17 protein-coding genes are annotated in these 17,678 nt (G+C 67.2%); 10 read left to right on the top strand and 7 right to left on the bottom strand.

Going from position 1 to position 17,678, the window contains the following annotated elements; translation table 11 throughout:
• Positions 1-61 precede the first annotated feature (61 nt).
• The 3 genes from nth to HOP52_RS00075 all read left to right on the top strand — a co-directional run bounded on the left by nth (position 62) and on the right by HOP52_RS00075 (position 2,618).
• Positions 62-700 (top strand): endonuclease III, encoded by a 639-nt coding sequence (nth, locus tag HOP52_RS00065; protein WP_238974687.1) that lies wholly within the window; start codon positions 62-64, stop codon positions 698-700.
• Between the two features lie 90 nt (positions 701-790).
• Positions 791-1,867 (top strand): carboxysome shell carbonic anhydrase, encoded by a 1,077-nt coding sequence (locus HOP52_RS00070; RefSeq protein WP_238974689.1) that lies wholly within the window; start codon positions 791-793, stop codon positions 1,865-1,867.
• Between the two features lies 1 nt (position 1,868).
• On the top strand, positions 1,869-2,618 hold the full coding sequence (locus HOP52_RS00075; protein ID WP_238974691.1) for a YdcF family protein: 750 nt from the start codon (positions 1,869-1,871) through the stop codon (positions 2,616-2,618).
• A gap of 4 nt (positions 2,619-2,622) precedes the next feature.
• Here HOP52_RS00075 and HOP52_RS00080 read toward each other — a convergent pair whose 3' ends face one another.
• Positions 2,623-2,805, bottom strand: a complete 183-nt coding sequence (locus HOP52_RS00080) for a hypothetical protein (protein ID WP_238974693.1) — start codon at positions 2,803-2,805, stop codon at positions 2,623-2,625.
• Between the two features lie 75 nt (positions 2,806-2,880).
• Between HOP52_RS00080 and HOP52_RS00085 the strand changes: the two genes are divergently transcribed.
• Positions 2,881-3,165 (top strand): hypothetical protein, encoded by a 285-nt coding sequence (locus HOP52_RS00085; RefSeq protein ID WP_238974695.1) that lies wholly within the window; start codon positions 2,881-2,883, stop codon positions 3,163-3,165.
• A gap of 8 nt (positions 3,166-3,173) precedes the next feature.
• Here HOP52_RS00085 and HOP52_RS00090 read toward each other — a convergent pair whose 3' ends face one another.
• Positions 3,174-3,857, bottom strand: coding sequence for a glutathione S-transferase (locus HOP52_RS00090; RefSeq protein WP_238974697.1), 684 nt, complete (start codon positions 3,855-3,857; stop codon positions 3,174-3,176).
• Between the two features lie 110 nt (positions 3,858-3,967).
• Here HOP52_RS00090 and HOP52_RS00095 point away from each other — a divergent pair, with 110 nt between their 5' ends.
• The 4 genes from HOP52_RS00095 to HOP52_RS00110 are packed head-to-tail and all read left to right on the top strand — an operon-like array spanning position 3,968 to position 9,369.
• On the top strand, positions 3,968-4,339 hold the full coding sequence (locus tag HOP52_RS00095) for a response regulator transcription factor (RefSeq protein WP_238974699.1): 372 nt from the start codon (positions 3,968-3,970) through the stop codon (positions 4,337-4,339).
• A complete protein-coding gene (locus HOP52_RS00100; protein ID WP_238974701.1) occupies positions 4,339-6,405 on the top strand; it encodes a 3'-5' exonuclease in 2,067 nt (688 codons plus the stop codon). The genes HOP52_RS00095 and HOP52_RS00100 overlap by 1 nt, the downstream gene beginning before the upstream one ends.
• Positions 6,402-6,602 (top strand): hypothetical protein, encoded by a 201-nt coding sequence (locus HOP52_RS00105; RefSeq protein WP_309674223.1) that lies wholly within the window; start codon positions 6,402-6,404, stop codon positions 6,600-6,602. Before HOP52_RS00100 ends, HOP52_RS00105 begins: the two co-directional genes overlap by 4 nt.
• A gap of 4 nt (positions 6,603-6,606) precedes the next feature.
• Positions 6,607-9,369 carry a sensor histidine kinase gene (locus HOP52_RS00110; RefSeq protein ID WP_238974703.1) on the top strand — a complete coding sequence of 921 codons (2,763 nt, stop codon included), beginning with the start codon at positions 6,607-6,609 and terminating at the stop codon, positions 9,367-9,369.
• Here HOP52_RS00110 and HOP52_RS00115 read toward each other — a convergent pair.
• From HOP52_RS00115 to HOP52_RS00125, 3 genes are all read right to left on the bottom strand, one after another.
• Complete coding sequence (locus HOP52_RS00115) at positions 9,350-10,474, bottom strand: DUF294 nucleotidyltransferase-like domain-containing protein (RefSeq protein ID WP_238974705.1); 1,125 nt, start codon at positions 10,472-10,474, stop codon at positions 9,350-9,352. The two genes, HOP52_RS00110 and HOP52_RS00115, sit on opposite strands and share 20 nt — an antisense overlap.
• A 152-nt stretch (positions 10,475-10,626) precedes the next feature.
• Positions 10,627-10,932, bottom strand: a complete 306-nt coding sequence (locus tag HOP52_RS00120; protein ID WP_238974707.1) for an HlyU family transcriptional regulator — start codon at positions 10,930-10,932, stop codon at positions 10,627-10,629.
• Positions 10,933-11,008: 76 nt separating this feature from the next.
• Entirely contained in the window at positions 11,009-12,229 is a 1,221-nt protein-coding gene (locus tag HOP52_RS00125; protein ID WP_238974709.1) for an argininosuccinate synthase, read from the bottom strand.
• 340 nt (positions 12,230-12,569) lie between these two features.
• Here HOP52_RS00125 and rnt point away from each other — a divergent pair, with 340 nt between their 5' ends.
• Positions 12,570-13,235 carry a ribonuclease T gene (rnt, locus tag HOP52_RS00130; protein ID WP_238974718.1) on the top strand — a complete coding sequence of 222 codons (666 nt, stop codon included), beginning with the start codon at positions 12,570-12,572 and terminating at the stop codon, positions 13,233-13,235.
• 202 nt (positions 13,236-13,437) lie between these two features.
• Here the strand turns inward: rnt and HOP52_RS00135 are convergent, their stop codons facing one another.
• A complete protein-coding gene (locus HOP52_RS00135; protein WP_238974721.1) occupies positions 13,438-13,773 on the bottom strand; it encodes a Grx4 family monothiol glutaredoxin in 336 nt (111 codons plus the stop codon).
• 164 nt (positions 13,774-13,937) lie between these two features.
• Between HOP52_RS00135 and argF the strand changes: the two genes are divergently transcribed.
• On the top strand, positions 13,938-14,858 hold the full coding sequence (gene argF / locus HOP52_RS00140; protein WP_238974722.1) for an ornithine carbamoyltransferase: 921 nt from the start codon (positions 13,938-13,940) through the stop codon (positions 14,856-14,858).
• Between the two features lie 45 nt (positions 14,859-14,903).
• On the opposite strand, the gene HOP52_RS00145 is transcribed toward argF, so the two are convergent.
• Positions 14,904-17,630, bottom strand: coding sequence for a bifunctional diguanylate cyclase/phosphodiesterase (locus tag HOP52_RS00145; protein ID WP_238974725.1), 2,727 nt, complete (start codon positions 17,628-17,630; stop codon positions 14,904-14,906).
• Between the last annotated feature and the right edge of the window lie 48 nt (positions 17,631-17,678).

Raw genomic sequence — 17,678 nt, forward strand, 5'->3', positions numbered from 1 at the left:
GGATAAGCCCCGGATATTGGCCACCTTGCCAGAGCCAGGCTTTCCAACCTGACAGGACACCATGAACGCCCAGAAACGCTACGAGATCTTTGCGCGGCTGCGCGAGCACAACCCCGAGCCCACCACCGAACTCAACTGGGAGACCCCCTTCGAGCTGCTGGTGGCGGTGCTGCTCTCCGCCCAGGCCACCGACGTCGGCGTCAACAAGGCCACCACAAGGCTGTTTCCGCTGGCCAACACCCCCCAGGCGATCCTCGATCTGGGCCTCGACGGCCTCAAGGCGCAGATCAAGACCATCGGCCTCTACAACACCAAGGCCGAGAACCTGATGAAGACCTGCCGCCTGCTGCTGGACAAGCACGGCGGCGAGGTGCCCCGTACCCGCGCTGCCCTGGAGGCACTGCCCGGAGTGGGCCGCAAGACCGCCAATGTCATCCTCAACACCGCCTTCGGCGAGCCCACCATCGCCGTGGACACCCATATATTCCGGGTGTCGAACCGCACCGGGATCGCCAAGGGCAAGAATGTGGTCGAGGTGGAGCAGAAGCTGCTGCGCCATGTGCCCCGGGAGTTCCGCCAGGATGCCCACCACTGGCTGATCCTGCACGGCCGCTACACCTGCCTGGCCCGCAAGCCGCGCTGCGGCAGCTGCGTGATCGAGGACCTGTGCGAATTCAAGGAGAAGGTGGAGATTGGCTAGCTTCGACGAACCGCCACTTGGCAGCAGAGTCGAGGCTAGTGGACCCTAGGGGGTGAACAACAATAATTCATCGCTACCATCGAGTCCTACATGCCTATCCACGATCATCCCATTGAAGCGCGTATCGATGCGCTGCTGGCCCTCTCCCGGGAACACGCCGAGACCTTCTGCAGCCCCTCCGCCTGGCTGGCCCGGGAGCGCTACCTGGCCGCCCATCCCACCCGGATCATCGTCATGAAGTGCATGGACGGGCGCATCCACATTCCCCATGCCACCCGCACCCCGCTGGGCATCATCACCCCCTTTCGCAACCTGGGCGGCATCTTTCACCTCGGCTGGCCCTACCTGGGCGAGATGCTCACCGACGCCGTCTATGAGGCCACCCGCAGCGGCCACGGTGTGCTGATGATCATCACCTACCACTTTTCTCGCGGCTCACGCGCCCGGGGCTGTGCCGGTTTCGGCTGTGACACCGAGGCGGCGCTGGCCCATGCCCGGGAGATCCGCACCCAGGCCGAGCGGCTGTTCGGCCACGACCACCGCCATGTCTACCCGCTGGTGTGTGGCTTCGAGACCGACGGCGATGCGCTGATCGTGCACGGCGACGACGGCGCCACCCTCGACATGAGCGCCCTCACCCCGGCCGATGCCGCAAGCCTCGACCGCCGGGTGGCCGGCCTATGTGCCGATATGCCGGCCGATATCCGCCGCGACCTGCTGCCGTTGCTCGAGGGCAACCTGCAGCACGTCGACTCGCTACGCGGTGTCCAGCGTGAGCTCAATATCGAGCATCGCGAATGGGTGATCTGCGTGGGCCGCGGCTTCGACTTCCTGCACCTGCCCAACACCGCGCTGATCGTTGGGCCCTACAGCCCCGACCTCTCGGAGCCCATCGGCACCGCGGCGGCGATCATCGATGCCAACATGAAGGCCGGGCGGATTCCCGACGACGGCTTCCTGCTGCTGGCCTCCACCCCCTATCAGGAGGTCGGCGTGGACCGCGCCCGCGCTGAGATGAAGTCGCGTTTCCTCGCCGAGTTCGCCACCCGGGTTATCCACCGCGAGCATCCCAAGCTGGCCAGGCGCATGCTTAACCGAACCGCCGTGGTCCACTGGCCCAGCCGCCGCCTCGAATCCCTCGACCACGATACCGCCGCGGGAGCATGACATGAGCCTACTCAAGGTATTGCTGCTACCCCCAACCCTCAACGTGCTGCTGGTGCTGCTCGGACTGCTACTAGGCGCGCGCCGCCTGCTCGGCGCCCTGCTGGTGATAGCGGGCCTGTTCGGGCTGCTGCTGCTCGCCACGCCGCTGGCCAGCCATGCGCTGCGCCACAGCCTGGAAGCTCATGAAGTGCCCGGCCCCGGGCAGCTTGGCACGGCCCAGGCCATCGTCATCCTGGGCGGCGGGCGCGACTATGTCGCCCCGGAATTCGGCTGGGGCGACGCCCCCGCCAACCCCACCTGGCGCCGGCTCGCCTACGGCGCCCACCTGCAGCGCCAAACTGGCCTGCCGATACTGGTCAGCGGCGGCCGCGTGCACGACGAGGAGCGCGCCGAGGCCAGCCTGATGGCCGCCGCACTGCGTGAGGTGTTCGAGGTGCCGGTGCAGTGGCTGGAGGGCGAGAGCCGCAACACCGCCGAGAATGCCCGCTTCAGCGCCGAGCTGCTGCGCCTGGAGGATATCGGCGACATCCTGCTGGTCTCTCAGGCCTGGCACCTGCCCCGGGCCGTGGCGGCCTTCGAGGCCGCCGGGCTGAGCGTCGTGGCGGCGCCCACCGAGTTCGCCAGCCCGCCTCCCCAGGGGCTGCGCGCCTGGCTGCCCCGGGCCTATCATCTCAACCAGAGCACCCGGGCGCTCCACGAATGGCTGGCGCGCGGCGAGCAGGCGCTGAGGGAGCACCTGCTGAGGCGCTAGGCGGCTAGACGCCGGCCGCATCCAGCCGGTCGGCCAGCGCTTCGAGGGTGGGAATTCCCTGCATATCGGTCGGCAGGCGGGCCAGCTCGTCGTCGATGTGTGCCAGGTAGGTCGCCTCCTGGTCAGGTTTTGGTATGGTTGATGAACTGAACTGTAGGCGCTTGGCAGCGTTTGGGCGTTTGTTCAAAAGTCGTACAGCGCCGACGGCGACGAAGGCGTTACGCTGGCGTCTATAACCCAGGACCCGTCAAGGCGAGACCCCATGCAAGAGATTCTGCTTCCGATGGCCATGGCCGCAACCTTCGGCGCCTTTACCGGCTCCCTGTTCCGCCTCTCACGCCGTCCCGGCTACCAGCGCCCCTTCATGTTTCCGGTGGTGGGGCTGATCGCCGGCTTTACCGCCTACCTCATCTACCATGTACTGGTCTCGGTGACCGGCGCTCCCGCCTGGCTGCTGCCGGTGCTGGTGGTGCTGCAGGTGTGGCTGTGGCTCGGCCCGCTGGGCCCCAAGTTCAAGCGTCAGGAGAACGGCGACAACGGCCAGTAGGTACGCGATCAGCCACCGATGGCGCCGAACTCACCGCCCTTCTCCACCGCACGCCGATAGGCGTCTCGCTCTCGGCAGCGCGTCAGAAAGCCTTGCAGACGCGGATAGTCGGCGAGGGCCTGGCCGCTTTCCAGCGCCAGCAGCGGAAAGCTCATCTGAATATCGCAGGCGCTGAAGGCGTCGCCCGCAAACCACGGCGTCTGCTCCAGGGCATCCTCCCAATACTGCATCAGGGCCTCGATCTCGGGGCCCAGAAACTGCTGCTCGACCCCCTTGGCAAACTGGCGGCCCAGCGGGCGGATCAGCGCCGGCACCGGCGGTTTCCCGAGTCGTGAAAACACCAGCCGCATCACCAGCGGCGGCATGGCCGAGCCTTCGGCATGGTGCAGCCAGTGCCGATAACGCTCGTGAGCATCGCTACCCGCGGGGGGACGCAGCCGTCCCTCCGGGTCATGGTGATCGAGCAAATATTCGATAATGGCGCCGGATTCGGCCACCACACGACCGCCCCGCGACTCGTCACTGATCAGCGGCGACTTGCCCAGCGGATGGACCTCCCGCAGCGATGCTGGCGCCCTCAGCGACTTCGGGTCACGCTGATACTCGATGATCCGATAGCTGGTGCCCAACTCCTCGAGCAGCCACGGCACCCGCTTAGAACGGGAATTTTCCAGATGGTGAACGCAGATCATGGGGAGGGAGTCTCCTGGAGGCGGCGAAGCGCCTTGGCCCAAGGTCGTCTTTGCCGCCCCGGGCCCGGTCACTAGACTGGACGTCAACAACTTACAATGAGGAGACAGCCATGGCCAAGGTCCTGGTGGTGGACGATGAGCCCAATATCGTCCTGTCGCTGGAATTCTTGATGCAGCAGGCCGGATTCGACGTGGTCACCGCTGACGATGGCGAAAGCGCCCTGGCCCGGGTCGAGGAGTCGCCCCCCGACCTGATCCTGCTGGATATCAGCCTGCCCGGCATCAGCGGCTTCGATGTCCTGGAACAGCTGCGTAACGACCCGAACCATGCACGCCTGCCCATTATCATGCTCACCGCCCACGGCCGGGAGGTGGAGCGTGAGAAGGGGCTGGCCCTGGGGGCCGACGACTACGTCACCAAGCCTTTCTCCACCCAGGCGCTGGTCGAGAAGGTCAAGGCACTGCTGGTCGAGGATGCCTGATGGTGGGGCGCAAGCTACCCAAGCGCCAGAGGCTGATCGGCCTATGGTTGCTGCTCAGTGGCATCAGCATCTTCGGTGGCGCGACCTTCGCCGCCTGGCTGGATCACCTGTTCGAGCCCCAGGGGTTGGCGCGCCTGGTGCTGTGGCTGGGCTGCTTCTCCGGCGGCGGCACGATCTTCCTGGTGGGCCTGCTGCTCGAACGCATGCTGTTCACCCCCCTGCGCCACCTGCAGGTTCAACTGGCCCGGCTGGTGGCCAACCCCGATGCCCGTGAGGACTATCCACCGGAGGGCTGGCTGCGCGGCCTGGGCCCGGACCTGATGCGTGTGCGCGAGGCCTGGCGTGCCGACCGCCAGCGGCTCGCCACCGCCCACGCGGAAGGCGCACGCAGCGCGGCGCGCATCCGCCAGGAGCTCGAGACCCTGCTGCAGGTGCTCGACACGCCGCTGCTGCTGTGCGACCACCATCGCCGGCTACTGCTGCTCAACCACGCAGCCGAGACGCTGTTCGATGGTCACCCCGGGCTGGGGCTGGGCAAACGCCTCGATGCCCTGCTGCCGGCCAGCAGCCTTCAGGACGCCCTGAGCCAACTGCCCGATGACGGCTCGCCCCGGGAACTGCTGGTGCCAAGCGACGAGCGCTGGCTGCGGGTGGTGCTACGCCGCGTGCCCAACAGCAACGGCGAAACCCTGCTGACGCTGAGTGACACCACCGCCGCCTGGACCAGCGAGATGGGCGCTCGCGCAAAACTCGCCGACACCCTGCCCCCGCTGCGCGGTCACGGCGCCAACCTGAGCAGCGCCGCCGAGGCACTGGGCAGCGCCCGTCATGCCGGTCGCCTCGACGACAACCTGCGCGACCGCCTGGAAGCGGTGATCGACGAGGAGAGCCGCGCCCTGAGCCAGGGCATCGAGCAGCTCGGCAAGCTGATCGAGGACATGCAGCAGCAGGGCGAGCGGCTAGTGCCGCTATGGTCCAACGATCTCTGGCAGTCACTCAACGAGCGGCTCAGGGACGACCCCGTGGAGGTCCAGCCGATCGGTATGCCGGCCTGGTTCAAGGGCGACGCCCCCGCCCTGCTGGTGCTGCTGGAATCCCTGCTCGAGCGTCTCCAGCAGCACAGCGGCAGCCCCGCCTTCGAAGGCGAGATGCTGCTCGGCAACCGCCGTGTCTATCTCGACCTGATCTGGCGCGGTGCACCGCTCTCCCAGCGCGAACTGGCCGCCTGGAGCGCTTCGCGGCTCGAGACCCTGCCGCTCAACCCAAGGGTCGGCGACCTGCTTCGTCAGCACGCCAGCGACGCCTGGAGCCTGGCCGACGAGGACGGCATCCATGCCCGCCTGCGCCTGCCGCTGCCCGCCGTGGAGCGGGTCGGCGCGCCGCGCGCCCAGCCACCGCCGCGTCCCGAGTTCCACGACTTCGGCATCGCCGACCTGCCGCCGCCTGACGCCGAGCTGGCCGCCCGTCCGCTGCGCGCACTCCAGGTCGTGGCCTTCGACACCGAGACCACCGGCCTCGAACTGCGCCGCGGCGATACCGTGATCAGCATCGGGGCCTGCCGTATCGTCAACGCCCGCCTGCTGGCCAGCGAAGTCTTCGACGTGCGGGTCGACCCCGGCAAGCCGATCCCCCCCGCCAGCACCGCCATCCACGGGCTCACCGATGCGGACGTGGCCGGCGCCCCGCCGCTGCCGGTGATCCTGCCGCGCTTTCGCGACTATATCGGCGACGCGGTGATCCTGGCCCACAACGCCGCCTTCGACCTGCTGGCCCTGCAGCCGGCGGGGGCCAGCGTGACCTTCGACATGCCGGTGCTCGACACCCTGCTGATCTCCCGCGCCCTGGACGACAGCCTGGACGGTCACGATCTGGATACCCTGGCCGAGCGCTACGATCTCAGCTTCCCACCAGGCACCCGGCATACCGCCCTGGGCGACGCCCGGGTCACCGCCGAGCTGTGGTTGGCGCTGCTGCCGCGCCTGGAGGCGCGCGGGATCGAAACCCTGGAGCAGGCGCTGGCGCTGCAGGCCAGTGCCCTGACCAAGGAGGACGCCTTCGCCTCATGATGAGCCCCTCGCGACTCAAGGAGCGGCTGATTGCCCTGATCATGGTGGCCGCGGTGCTCTTCCTGCCGCCGCTGGTGATGGTGGTGGACCGGCCGCCGGAGGTTGGGCTCTCCTGGCTGCCGCTGTATATCTTCGTCACCTGGGCATTGGTCATCGCCCTGGCGGCCTGGCTGCTCGAACAGCGCTCGGGAGACTGAACGGATGCGCACGGACGCCATCGTCATCAGCGTCGCCTTCGGCTACCTGGCCCTGCTGTTCGTGATCGCCGCCTGGGGCGACCGGCGCGCCGAGCAGGGCCGCTCGCTGATCGGTTCGCCCACCGTCTACGCGCTCTCCATTGCCGTCTACTGCACCGCCTGGACCTTCTACGGCAGCGTGGGACGCGCGGCCCAGTACGGCCCCGGCTTCCTGCTGATCTACCTGGGCCCGACCCTGGCCATGCTCATGGCCCCCTTCATGATCCGCAAGATGGTGCGCATCGCCCAGGTCCAGCGCATCACCTCCATCGCCGACTTCATCAGCGCCCGCTACGGCAAGAGCCAGGGGCTCGGCGCCCTGGTGGCACTCATCGCCCTGATCGGCATCACCCCCTATATCGCCCTGCAGCTCAAGGCGATCACCGTCAGCCATGCGGTGCTGGTCAACTACCCGCTGGCGCCGGAACTGAGCCTGGCCGAGGAAGCCTTCTGGGTCGACAAGTCGTTCTGGGTCGCCCTGGTTCTGGCGGTCTTCATCATCCTCTTCGGCACCCGCCACCTGGACGCCAGCGAGCGTCACGAGGGCATGGTGGCGGCCATCGCCTTCGAGTCGATGGTCAAGCTGGTGGCCTTCCTGGCGGTGGGGGTGTTCGTGGTGTTCAGCCTGTTCCACGGCCCCGGCGACCTCTTCACCCAGGTGGCCGCCAGCCCCGAGCTGGTCGGCGCCCTGAGCCTCGAGGCGGTGCCCGGCGGCGCCAGCGGCTGGGTGGGCATGCTGGTGCTGGCCTTCCTGGCCTTCCTCACCCTGCCCCGCCAGTTCCAGGTGCTGGTGGTGGAGAACGTCGACGAACGCCATATCACCCGCGCCAGCTGGCTGTTTCCGCTCTATCTGCTGGCGATCAACCTGTTCGTGATTCCGATCGCCATGGCCGGCCTGCTGCTCCCCGCCGGCAACCCCGACCCGGACAGCTTCGTGCTGACCCTGCCGCTTTCCGCCGGCCTCGATGGGCTGCCCTTGCTGGTCTTCATCGGCGGCCTCTCAGCGGCCACGGGCATGGTGATCGTCGAGACCATCGCGCTCTCCACCATGGTCAGCAACCAGCTGGTGATGCCGCTGCTGCTGCGCTCCAAGCGCCTGCATCTGAGCTCCCAGGGCGGGCTGGCCGGCTGGCTGCTGGGCATTCGCCGGGTGGCCATCGTCCTCATCCTGCTGCTGGGCTATCTCTACCATGCGCTGATCGGCGACTCCTACAGCCTGGTGACCATCGGCCTGGTCTCCTTTGCCGCGGCCTGCCAGTTCGCCCCGGCCATGCTGATCGGCCTCTACTGGCGTGGCGCCACCGGCCGCGGCGCCGCCCTGGGGCTGATCGCCGGCACCCTGGTATGGGCCTGGACCCTGCTGATCCCCGGCTTCGCCCAGTCCGGCTGGCTCAACGACGCCTTCCTGGAGTACGGCCCCTGGGGCCTGAGCTGGCTGCGCCCCTATGCGCTGTTCGGCCTGGAAGGCTGGGACATCTACAGCCACTCGCTGCTGTGGAGCCTGATGGCCAATGTGGGGCTGCTGGTGGGGATATCGCTGTTCTCCCGCCAGAGCCCGGTGGAGAAGACCCAGGCGGCACTGTTCACCGAGGCGATGCACCCCGGGCTCATCGAATCCTCGCTGTGGCACGGCCAGACCACCCGGGGCGAACTCCGCACTCTGGTCACTCGCTACCTGGGCGCGGGCGCCACGGCGCGGGTCTTTGCCGACGTTCCCAACGCCGGCCCGGATGATGATTGGCCGGCCCCCCCCGACTTGATCACCCGCGCGGAACAGGCCCTGGCGGGGGCGCTGGGCAGCGCCTCCTCGCGAGTGCTGATCAACTCCCTGGTGCGCGGCGAGGCGCTGGACCTGGAGTCGGTACTGAGCATCCTCGACACCACCTCCGAGACCCTGGAGATGAACCGACGCCTGGAGCAGCAGTCCCGCGAGCTGGCCCAGGCCAGCGAGGAGCTGCGCGCCGCCAACGAGCGCCTGCGCGAGCTCGACCGCCTCAAGGACGAGTTCGTGGCAATGGTCAGCCACGAACTGCGCACCCCCCTGACCTCAATCCGCGCCTTCGCCGAGATCCTGCGCGACGGCAGAGACCTGCCGGAGGAGAAGCGCATTCACTTCCTCGACGTGGTGGTGCTGGAGAGCCAGCGGCTGTCACGGCTGATCGAGGAGATTCTCGACCTGGCCCGGCTGGAGAGCGGCCGGCTGACCCTGACCCCCCAGCGCCTCGACCTGGTGGCCCTTGCCCGCCACAGTGTGGATGCGGTGCATCGTCTGCAGGAGGACCGCGGCGTGAGCCTGGAGGTGGACATCGAGGTGGACGAAGCGCCGGTGATTGGCGACCCGGACCGGCTCGAACAGGTGATCATCAACCTGCTCGATAACGCCGGCAAGTTCGCCGACGACGACGCCCCGCGGGTACGCCTGCACCTCACCCCCCACAAGCAGCACTATCGTCTCAGCGTCGAGGACAACGGGCCCGGCATCGCCGAGGAGGAGCGCGAGCGGGTGTTCGAGAAGTTCCACCAGATCAAGCGCCATGGCGCCGGCGCCGGCAAGGCCAAGGGCCGCCCCCGGGGCAGCGGCCTGGGCCTGCCGATCAGCCGCGGCATCGTCGCCCACCTGGGCGGACGACTATGGGTCGAGGAGGCGCCGAAGCTAAAGGGCGCCTGCCTGGTGATGGAGCTTCCCGCGGCGCCTGCCGAAACAGCGGCTAGCGCTTCGCCACCTTGACCAGGCCGCGAATCTGCTGCATGTCGTGGCGCATCAGCAGCCGTTCGTCCTCCTCCAGGCGGGCGACATCGATCCAGCCGTCGGGGATGGCGCTCTGCTTTAGGGTTTCGCGCTGGGCCGCCAGCAGCTGCGCCTGCAGCCGCGCCAGCGTCGAGGCCAGCGCCTGGGCCTGGCGATTGGAGAGCGCCTCCTTGACCACCAGAGCGGCCAGCCGCGAGCGGGTATCCGGCACCCGCACGCCGTGCCGCAGCGCCAGCAGCCGTACCCCCCCCGCCAGCGGCAACAGCCCCTGGCGCTTGAGGTTCAAGGCGTCGTCGTGGGGGGCGCCCTCGCCGTCACCGGCGAGCCGCCCGAAGCGGTCCAGGGCGACCGGGAGCTCGTCGAGCAGTGCGGCCATCTCGTCGAGAAACAGCCCCGAACGCGGCATCAGCTGCTGGACATGGGCGCTCAGCGACTCGGCCAGCCCCGCATCGCCGTACACCGCCGAAAAGTCGAGCAGGATATTGGCCTGCTGCACCCGCTTGACCCGCCGGTCGGCGGTCCACAGCGTCAGTTGTTCACACCACTCCGAGAGGCGCTTGCGCCACATCGGCCAGCGCGCCATCACATGCCCCCTGCACAGCGGAATGCCGGCCTCGTCCAGGCGCGCGGTGAAGCGCTCTCCCAGCGACTGGAAATAGCCGTCGATCTCGGTATGCCGCGAATCCGGATAGTCATCGACGATCATGGCATTGTCCTGATCCGGGGCGAGCAGGCTCTCGTGGCGGGCCCCGGAGCCGAGCATCAATACGCAGAAGGCCACCGGCGGCTCACCCCAGCCCTGCCCCGCCATCTCGTTGAGCGAGAGCTCGATGGCGCGCCGGTAGAGCCAGTCATTGTGATCGCTGATCAGCTGGCTGATGCGCCAGCCCGGCAGGTCGAGCCGGTCCAGCGCCTCCACCAGCCTCGCCTGCCAGGCGCGGGCCTCGGCCAGGCTGGGCGCCGGGCCCAGCTCGACCAGGACATCGCGCAACGGCGCAAGCAGTGGCGGCAGGGTCGCGGGGGCGGGTAGGGAGTCGGCGGCAAAGAGGTCACGCCAGGGCGAGGCACGGTGCAGCAGGCGCATACTGGCTCCGGGAGTCGGGTATCGCCCCAGTGTAAAGCGGCCGCGGGCCGCTTTCCCTTCTCCTAAGGATGAATAGCAGAGCAGAAATATCGCTCGAGGCTGCTCCGGCGCCTCTCGCTACGCCCTGGGTACCGGATGGCGCATCGGCCCACTCAGCGGGGCTTGAACATCTCGTCGCCCACCTGATCGATATAGCGCTGGGCCTTGCTGACCATGAGCTGGTCGCAGGCCTCGCGGCCAGGCACCAGGTCGGAGCGCTCGAAGCGGTGCTCGAGGGCCTCGCCGGCCTGCCCCTCGGCCGGCTTGCGAATCCAGCCGCTGACCCGGAACTGGCCGCCCTGCTCTTCCGGCTCGGAGATGATCTGGTAGCCCTTGTATTCCACCGGCTCGGCGGCATGGCGCGATGCCGGCTTGTCACTACCGCCGCCAAACAGCCCGGACAACAGTTTCTTAAGCATGGTCTTCTCCTGAATCCTGAAACGACGACGCCGGCTCTGGCGGCCGGCGTCGCAATGAAGAGAGTGGTTACGAGGCTTAGTCCTGCTGGCGGCCCTTACCGGCAGCAATACGCAGGCGCAGGGCGTTGAGCTTGATGAAGCCCTCGGCGTCCTTCTGGTCGTAGGCGCCGGCGTCGTCCTCGAAGGTGGCGATGGACTCGTCGAACAGCGACTGTTCCGACTTGCGGCCCACCGGCGTGGCATTGCCCTTGTAGAGCTTCATGCGCACCACGCCGGAGACGTTCTTCTGAGTCTCGTCGATGGCAGCCTGCAGCATACGACGCTCCGGGCTCCACCAGTAGCCGTTGTAGATCACCTCGGCGTACTTGGGCATCAGCTCATCCTTGAGGTGGGCTTCTTCCCGGTCCAGGGTGAGCGACTCGATGGCGCGGTGGGCACGCAGCATGATGGTGCCGCCGGGCGTCTCATAGCAGCCGCGGGACTTCATGCCCACGTAGCGGTTCTCGACGATATCGAGCCGGCCGATGCCGTTGTCACCGCCCAGCTTGTTGAGAGTCTCGAGCACCTCGTGGGGCTTCATGGCCTTGCCGTCGATGGCGACGATATCGCCCTTCTCATAGGTCAGCTCCACATAGGTGGGCTGATCCGGCGCAGCTTCCGGCGACACGCTCCAGCGCCACATGTCCTCCTCGGCCTCGGCCCAGGGGTCCTCGAGAATGCCGCCCTCATAGGAGATATGCAGCAGGTTGGCGTCCATCGAGTAGGGCGACTTCTTCTTGCCGCTGGAGAAATCCACGGGAATCTCGTGCTGCTCGCAGTAGGCCATCAGCTTCTCGCGGGAGGTCAGGTCCCACTCGCGCCAGGGGGCGATGACCTTGACCCCGGGCTTGAGCGCATAGGCGCCCAGCTCGAAGCGCACCTGATCGTTGCCCTTGCCGGTGGCGCCGTGGGAGATGGCGTCGGCGCCGGTCTCGTTGGCGATCTCGATCAGGCGGCGGGCGATCAGCGGCCGCGCAATGGAGGTGCCGAGCAGGTACTCGCCCTCGTAGATGGTATTGGCGCGGAACATCGGGTAAACGTAGTCGCGGACGAACTCCTCGCGCAGGTCCTCGATGTAGATCTCCTTGACGCCCAGGGCCTCTGCCTTGGCGCGGGCCGGCTCGACCTCCTCGCCCTGACCGATGTCGGCGGTGAAGGTCACGACCTCGCAGTCGTAGGTTTCCTGCAACCACTTGACGATGACGGATGTGTCCAGGCCGCCGGAATAGGCGAGCACGACCTTCTTGACATCGGACATGCTGGGGCTCCTTGTGATGAACGTCTAGGGCCGCTGATTATAGCGTGGCAGCGCCGCGGCGAATACCGGCGGCGGGACGTGTCGCAACCAAGCTGCTAGACTTTCGGCCATTTCACGCAGCGCCTGTGCAGCAGGTGAACTTCGATCCGGCTTCGACCTTGGGAAGCGCTGAACAAATTGTCGAGCGAGATGAAGCGCAAGGCGCACGGAGCACAGGAACCGGAGCATATGGGGTATATGTGAGGCTTCCGCGCACCGCGCAACGCAGCGATTCGCTCGCGCAGGCATTTGTGCAGTGTTTCCCTTGTCAAGGATGGAATGCCACACTAAGGAGAGCCTAATGAGCGAGGCGATCGCCCGCGAGCTGATGGCCCAGCGCTTCCGCAGTTTTCTGCCCGTGGTAGTGGATCTGGAAACCGGCGGCTTCAACGCCGAACGCGACGCGATCCTCGAGATCGCCGCCGTGACCCTGACCATGGACCCCGAGGGCAATCTCCTGCCCGATGCCACCTACGCCTTTCACATCAAGCCGTTCGAGGGCGCCAACGTCGAGCAGTCGGCGCTGGACTTCACCGGCATCAAGCTCGACGACCCGCTGCGCCAGCGCGTCGCCCTGAGCGAGGCCGAAGCCCTGGGCGAGATCTTCCGCCCGGTGCGCAAGTCGATCAAGGCCCACGGCTGCACCCGGGCGGTGCTGGTGGGCCATAACGCCGCCTTCGACCACGGTTTTCTCAACGCCGCCGTGGCGCGCTGCGGCATCAAGCGCAACCCCTTCCACCCCTTTTCCAGCTTCGACACCGCCAGCCTGTCGGGGCTGGTCTACGGCCAGACGGTGCTGGCCCGCGCCTGCCGGGCCGCCGGCATCCCCTTCGACAACCAGGAAGCCCACTCCGCCCGCTACGACACCGAGCGCACGGCGGAGCTGTTCTGCGCCATCGTCAATCGCTACAAGGACCTTGGCGGCTGGGCCCTGGCCCAGCGCGAGCAGGGAATGGAGGAAGCCTAGGTTCGAGGTGCGAGGTGCGAGGGGCGAGGGGCGAGGTGCGAGGTGCGAGGGGCGAGGGGCGAGGTTCTAGGGACGAGGAGCGAGGAGCGAGGGATCCATGAAATGAGCCTTCTCCCCCAAATGCAGCAGGCCCGCCATAGCTCTGGCGGGCCTGCTTCCTGCGGCCTATCGCTTACCGCTTGATGCGCCGGGCGCAGCCGGGTCAGGCGTCGTCTTTGTGCTTGGCGGCGGTTTCCTTGATCAGTTTCTCCAGCTCGCCGCTCTGGTGCATCTCCGCGACGATATCGCAGCCCCCGACCAGTTCGCCCTCGACCCACAGCTGCGGGAAGGTGGGCCAGTTGGCGTACTTGGGCAGCTCGGCGCGGATATCGGGATTGTCCAGCACGTTGACGAAGGCGAAGCGCTCGCCACAGGACATCAGGGCCTGGACGGTCTGGGCGGAGAAGCCGCACTGCGGCAGCTGCGGGGTGCCCTTCATGTAGATAAGGATGGGGTTCTCGCCGATCTGACGCTGGATGTTCTCGATGGTCGTGCTCATGTGCGCTCCCTGTTGGGTCACGTGGACGCCGAGGCTGCCGGGGCAATACCCGAGCATGGCACTCAGCCTTTTTATGCTGGCCTTCATTCTACTGATGCCGGGCGCATTGCGCATCCCCCGCCGGCTGGCTAGGATGGGGGTTTTTTCGCGCGGAGAGATCCCTCATGGCGACACGCCATTTCCTGACCCTGCTGGACCTGAGTGCCGACGAGCTTCACTACCTGATCCAGCGGGCGATCACGATCAAGAACCGCCTGCGGACCCAGGGACCGAGCTATTCGCCCTTCACCAACCGCACCCTGGCGATGATCTTCGAGAAGTCGTCGACCCGGACCCGGGTCTCCTTCGAGACCGCCATGACCCAGTTCGGCGGCCATGCGCTGTTTCTCTCGCCGCGCGACACCCAGCTGGGCCGGGGCGAGCCGGTCGAAGACACCGCTCGCGTGCTGGCGGAAATGGTCGACGCGGTGATGATCCGCACCTTCTCCCACCAGGGCCTGGAGCGCTACGCCGCCGCCAGCGCGGTGCCGGTGATCAACGCCCTCACCGACGACTACCACCCCTGCCAGCTGCTGGCCGACGTCATGACCTGGACCGAGCTACGCGGCAGCGTCAAGGGGCGCACCGCGGTCTGGGTGGGTGACGGTAACAATATGTGCCACTCCTGGATTAACGCCGCCCGTCGGTTCGATTTCCAGCTGCGTATCTGCTGCCCCGAGGGCTACGAGCCGCGCCAGGACATTCTCGAGGCCGCGGGCGAGCGAGTGACGATCCTGCGCGACCCCGCCATGGCAGTGAGCGGCGCCGACCTGGTGACCACCGATGTCTGGGCCTCCATGGGCCAGGAGGAGGAGCAGGCCAAGCGCGAGGCCGACTTCGCCGGTTTCCAGGTCACCGAGGCGCTGCTCGACCGGGCCAAGCCAGACGCCCTCTTCCTGCACTGCCTGCCCGCCCATCGGGGCGAGGAGATCAGCGAGACCCTGCTAGACGACCCCCGCGCCGTGGTATGGCAGGAGGCCGGCAACCGCCTGCACGCCCAGAAGGCGCTGATCGAATTCCTGCTGCTTGGCCGCGTCGAGGACTGAGACCCCGCCGCCGGAAGCCGGCATCAACCATCGCAAACCGCCGGATCAGTGTCCGGCGGCACAGGTCGAGCGCTCCAGCAGCGCGGTGAGCGCCTCGAGGGGCAGCGGGCGCGCGAACAGATAGCCCTGATACGCCGTGCAGCCGTGCTCGGCCAGCCAGTCGCAATGGGCCTGGGTCTCCACCCCCTCGGCGATCACCTCTAGCCCCAGGTTGCTGCCCAGGCTGATGATGGAGGCGGAGATCACCCGGTTTGCCGGGTCCTTGAAGAGGGTACGCACGAAGGACTGGTCGATCTTGAGCTGATCCAGCGGCAGCCGGTTCAGGTAGGAAAGCGACGAATAGCCGGTGCCGAAGTCATCCAGCGAGAAGCGGATGCCCATCGCCCGGAGCCGGTTCATGGTCGCCTTGGCGACATCCGGCTCCTCCATGAAGACCGACTCGGTGAGTTCCAGCTTGAGGCGCTGCGGCCTTGCCCCCGTCCTGTCCAGGATCGCCTCCAGGTCGGCCACGAAGTCGGGCTGCTGGAACTGGTGCGGGCTGATATTGACCGCCATGGTCAGCCCGGCCTTGTCGGGCTCCGATGACCAGCGAGCCAGTTGACGGCAGGCGGTCTCCAGCACCCAGGCGCCGATCGTGACGATCAGGTAGCTCTCCTCCGCCACGGCAATGAAATCGCCCGGAGGCACCATGCCGTAGTCGGGATGCTCCCAGCGCAGCAGCGCCTCGACCCCGGTAATCCGCTCGCGCTCATCCACCTGCGGCTGATAGAAGAGGCGCAGCTGATCGCGGCTCACCGCCTGGCGCAGGTCGCTCTCGAGCATGGCGCGCCGCACCGCTACCGCCTGCATCACGGGGTCGAAGAAGCGCAGGGTGTTGCGGCCGGCCTGCTTGGCCTGATACATCGCCATCTCGGCCTGCTGCAGGCAGTCCTCCACGCTCTGGCTGCCGTCATCCAGCAGGGTAATGCCGATACTGCCCGACAGCTGATAGCGGTCCACCCCGAGCCGGAAGGGCTCGGCCAGGCTGCCCAGCAGCTTGCTGGCCACGCGCTCGGCCACCTTCGAGGCCTCGTCGATGGAGCCGCCCAGGTCTTCGAGCAGCACGGCAAACTCGTCGCCACCCAGTCGGGCCACCAGATCCGACTCTCGGCTCGCCTCGGCCACCCGCTCGGCCACCCGCTGCAGCAGCTCATCGCCCTGCTGGTGGCCCAGGCTGTCGTTGATGTGCTTGAATCCATCCAGGTCGATGAACATCAGAGCCCCCTGATGCTCGCTGTGTCGGGCCTTGTGGATGGCTTGATCGGCCCGATCGAGCATCATGCGCCGATTGGGCAGCCCCGTCAGCGGATCATAGAAGGCCAGCCGATGGGCCTCCTGCTCGGCGGCGCGGCGCAGGGTCATGTCGCTGAGGGTGGCCACATAGTGGGTAGTCTCGCCGGAGTCGGTCCTCACCGCACTGATGGTAACCCACTGGGGGTAGGTATCACCGTTCTTGCGGCGGTTCCAGACCTCACCCTGCCAACTCCCCCGGGAGTGGATGGTCGTCCACATGTCGCGATAGAAAGCGGCGTCGTGGCGACCCGAGTTGAGCAGCCGCGGGTTCCGGCCCAGCACCTCTTCCGCGCCATAGCCGGTGATCGACTCGAAGGTGCGGTTGACCTTCTGGATGATCCCCTGGGCATCGGTGATGAACATCCCCAGATGGGTATCGAAGGCCATGTCGGCGATGCGCAGCTCGGCCTGCAGCGAGCGGTTGATCTCCCACAACTGCTCCTCGCTGCGGTGCAGATCGGCCTCGGTGCGCGACAGGCGAAGGTAGTGCAGCAGGATGAACAGTCCCAGCACGGCAATGGTCAGCCAGCCCAGCGTCAACACCATGACCTTCTGGCGCCAGTCGGCCAGCACGCTGGCGGTGCTGTGCCCCACGATCACCGAGAACGGCAGGCCCTCGAGCCGGCTGATGCCGAAGATCCGCCGGTCGCCGTCCAGCGGCGACGTCAGGATGACCGTATGCCCATTGGGCTCATCGATCACCTCGGCCACCGCCGGCGCATCCACTGTCATGCCCAGCGCCTCAGTGGCCGACATGCCCTGCACTCCGGGGCGCCTGGCGATCAGGCGCATGTCGCTGTCGATGAAGGCGATGCTCTCCCCTGCGCCGAGCTGGATTCGCTGCAGGGCATGAGTGAAGAAGAACAGGTCGAGACGCGCCGCTGCCACCCCGGTGAAGCGCCCCTCGGCATCGAACATGCGGCGTAGATAGAGCATGCGGTGGTCGCCGGCCTCCGGGTCCCAGTAGACCGACTCGAGCGCAGCCTCGGGGGACTGCAGGAAGTCGCGGATGAAGGCACGCTCCCCGGCGTCGTGCCCGGGAAAACCTGGACTGCCGGTGGAATAGAGGGTGTCGCCGGTATGGCCGATGATACCGATCGCATCGAGAAACGGCAGGTTCCGCTGGCGCTGGGAGACCAGGGTCTCGAAGGCCTCGACCAGCGGCTCATCGATTCGGTCGCCCCCCTCCAGCGACAGGGCAAAGAGATTCGCCAGGCCACTCAGGGTATTGTCGATACTGGTGAAGGCGCCGGTGGCCCACTCGGCCACCAGCTCGCCGTGGGCAAGGGTCTTGTCGCGAGCCTCGTCGAGATCGCGCTCATAGCGCTCCATCAGCGCCCAGACCATCACCACCAGCAGGCCCAGCAGCGACACGCCGTAGAGCAGCGTCGCCTGCCAGGCCGACCAGCGCCGATGCCGTTGTTGGACGTCACTTCGCATCAAATTGAGACCTTACTCCAGAGAGCTTGCGTGTCGGGAGAGCGAACC

Origin of the sequence: Billgrantia campisalis (assembly GCF_022341425.1) — a bacterium.
In the GTDB taxonomy this organism is placed as follows: Bacteria; Pseudomonadota; Gammaproteobacteria; order Pseudomonadales; family Halomonadaceae; genus Halomonas; species Halomonas campisalis.

Excerpts from the sequence above, each read along its gene's own strand:
- nth (WP_238974687.1), top strand. The coding sequence starts at position 62 with ATGAACGCCCAGAAACGCTACGAGATCTTTGCGCGGCTGCGCGAGCAC.
- HOP52_RS00070 (WP_238974689.1), top strand. The coding sequence starts at position 791 with ATGCCTATCCACGATCATCCCATTGAAGCGCGTATCGATGCGCTGCTG.
- HOP52_RS00075 (WP_238974691.1), top strand. The coding sequence starts at position 1,869 with ATGAGCCTACTCAAGGTATTGCTGCTACCCCCAACCCTCAACGTGCTG.
- HOP52_RS00085 (WP_238974695.1), top strand. The coding sequence starts at position 2,881 with ATGCAAGAGATTCTGCTTCCGATGGCCATGGCCGCAACCTTCGGCGCC.
- HOP52_RS00090 (WP_238974697.1), bottom strand. The coding sequence starts at position 3,857 with ATGATCTGCGTTCACCATCTGGAAAATTCCCGTTCTAAGCGGGTGCCG.
- HOP52_RS00095 (WP_238974699.1), top strand. The coding sequence starts at position 3,968 with ATGGCCAAGGTCCTGGTGGTGGACGATGAGCCCAATATCGTCCTGTCG.
- HOP52_RS00100 (WP_238974701.1), top strand. The coding sequence starts at position 4,339 with ATGGTGGGGCGCAAGCTACCCAAGCGCCAGAGGCTGATCGGCCTATGG.
- HOP52_RS00105 (WP_309674223.1), top strand. The coding sequence starts at position 6,402 with ATGATGAGCCCCTCGCGACTCAAGGAGCGGCTGATTGCCCTGATCATG.
- HOP52_RS00110 (WP_238974703.1), top strand. The coding sequence starts at position 6,607 with ATGCGCACGGACGCCATCGTCATCAGCGTCGCCTTCGGCTACCTGGCC.
- HOP52_RS00115 (WP_238974705.1), bottom strand. The coding sequence starts at position 10,474 with ATGCGCCTGCTGCACCGTGCCTCGCCCTGGCGTGACCTCTTTGCCGCC.
- HOP52_RS00120 (WP_238974707.1), bottom strand. The coding sequence starts at position 10,932 with ATGCTTAAGAAACTGTTGTCCGGGCTGTTTGGCGGCGGTAGTGACAAG.
- HOP52_RS00125 (WP_238974709.1), bottom strand. The coding sequence starts at position 12,229 with ATGTCCGATGTCAAGAAGGTCGTGCTCGCCTATTCCGGCGGCCTGGAC.
- rnt (WP_238974718.1), top strand. The coding sequence starts at position 12,570 with ATGAGCGAGGCGATCGCCCGCGAGCTGATGGCCCAGCGCTTCCGCAGT.
- HOP52_RS00135 (WP_238974721.1), bottom strand. The coding sequence starts at position 13,773 with ATGAGCACGACCATCGAGAACATCCAGCGTCAGATCGGCGAGAACCCC.
- argF (WP_238974722.1), top strand. The coding sequence starts at position 13,938 with ATGGCGACACGCCATTTCCTGACCCTGCTGGACCTGAGTGCCGACGAG.
- HOP52_RS00145 (WP_238974725.1), bottom strand. The coding sequence starts at position 17,630 with ATGCGAAGTGACGTCCAACAACGGCATCGGCGCTGGTCGGCCTGGCAG.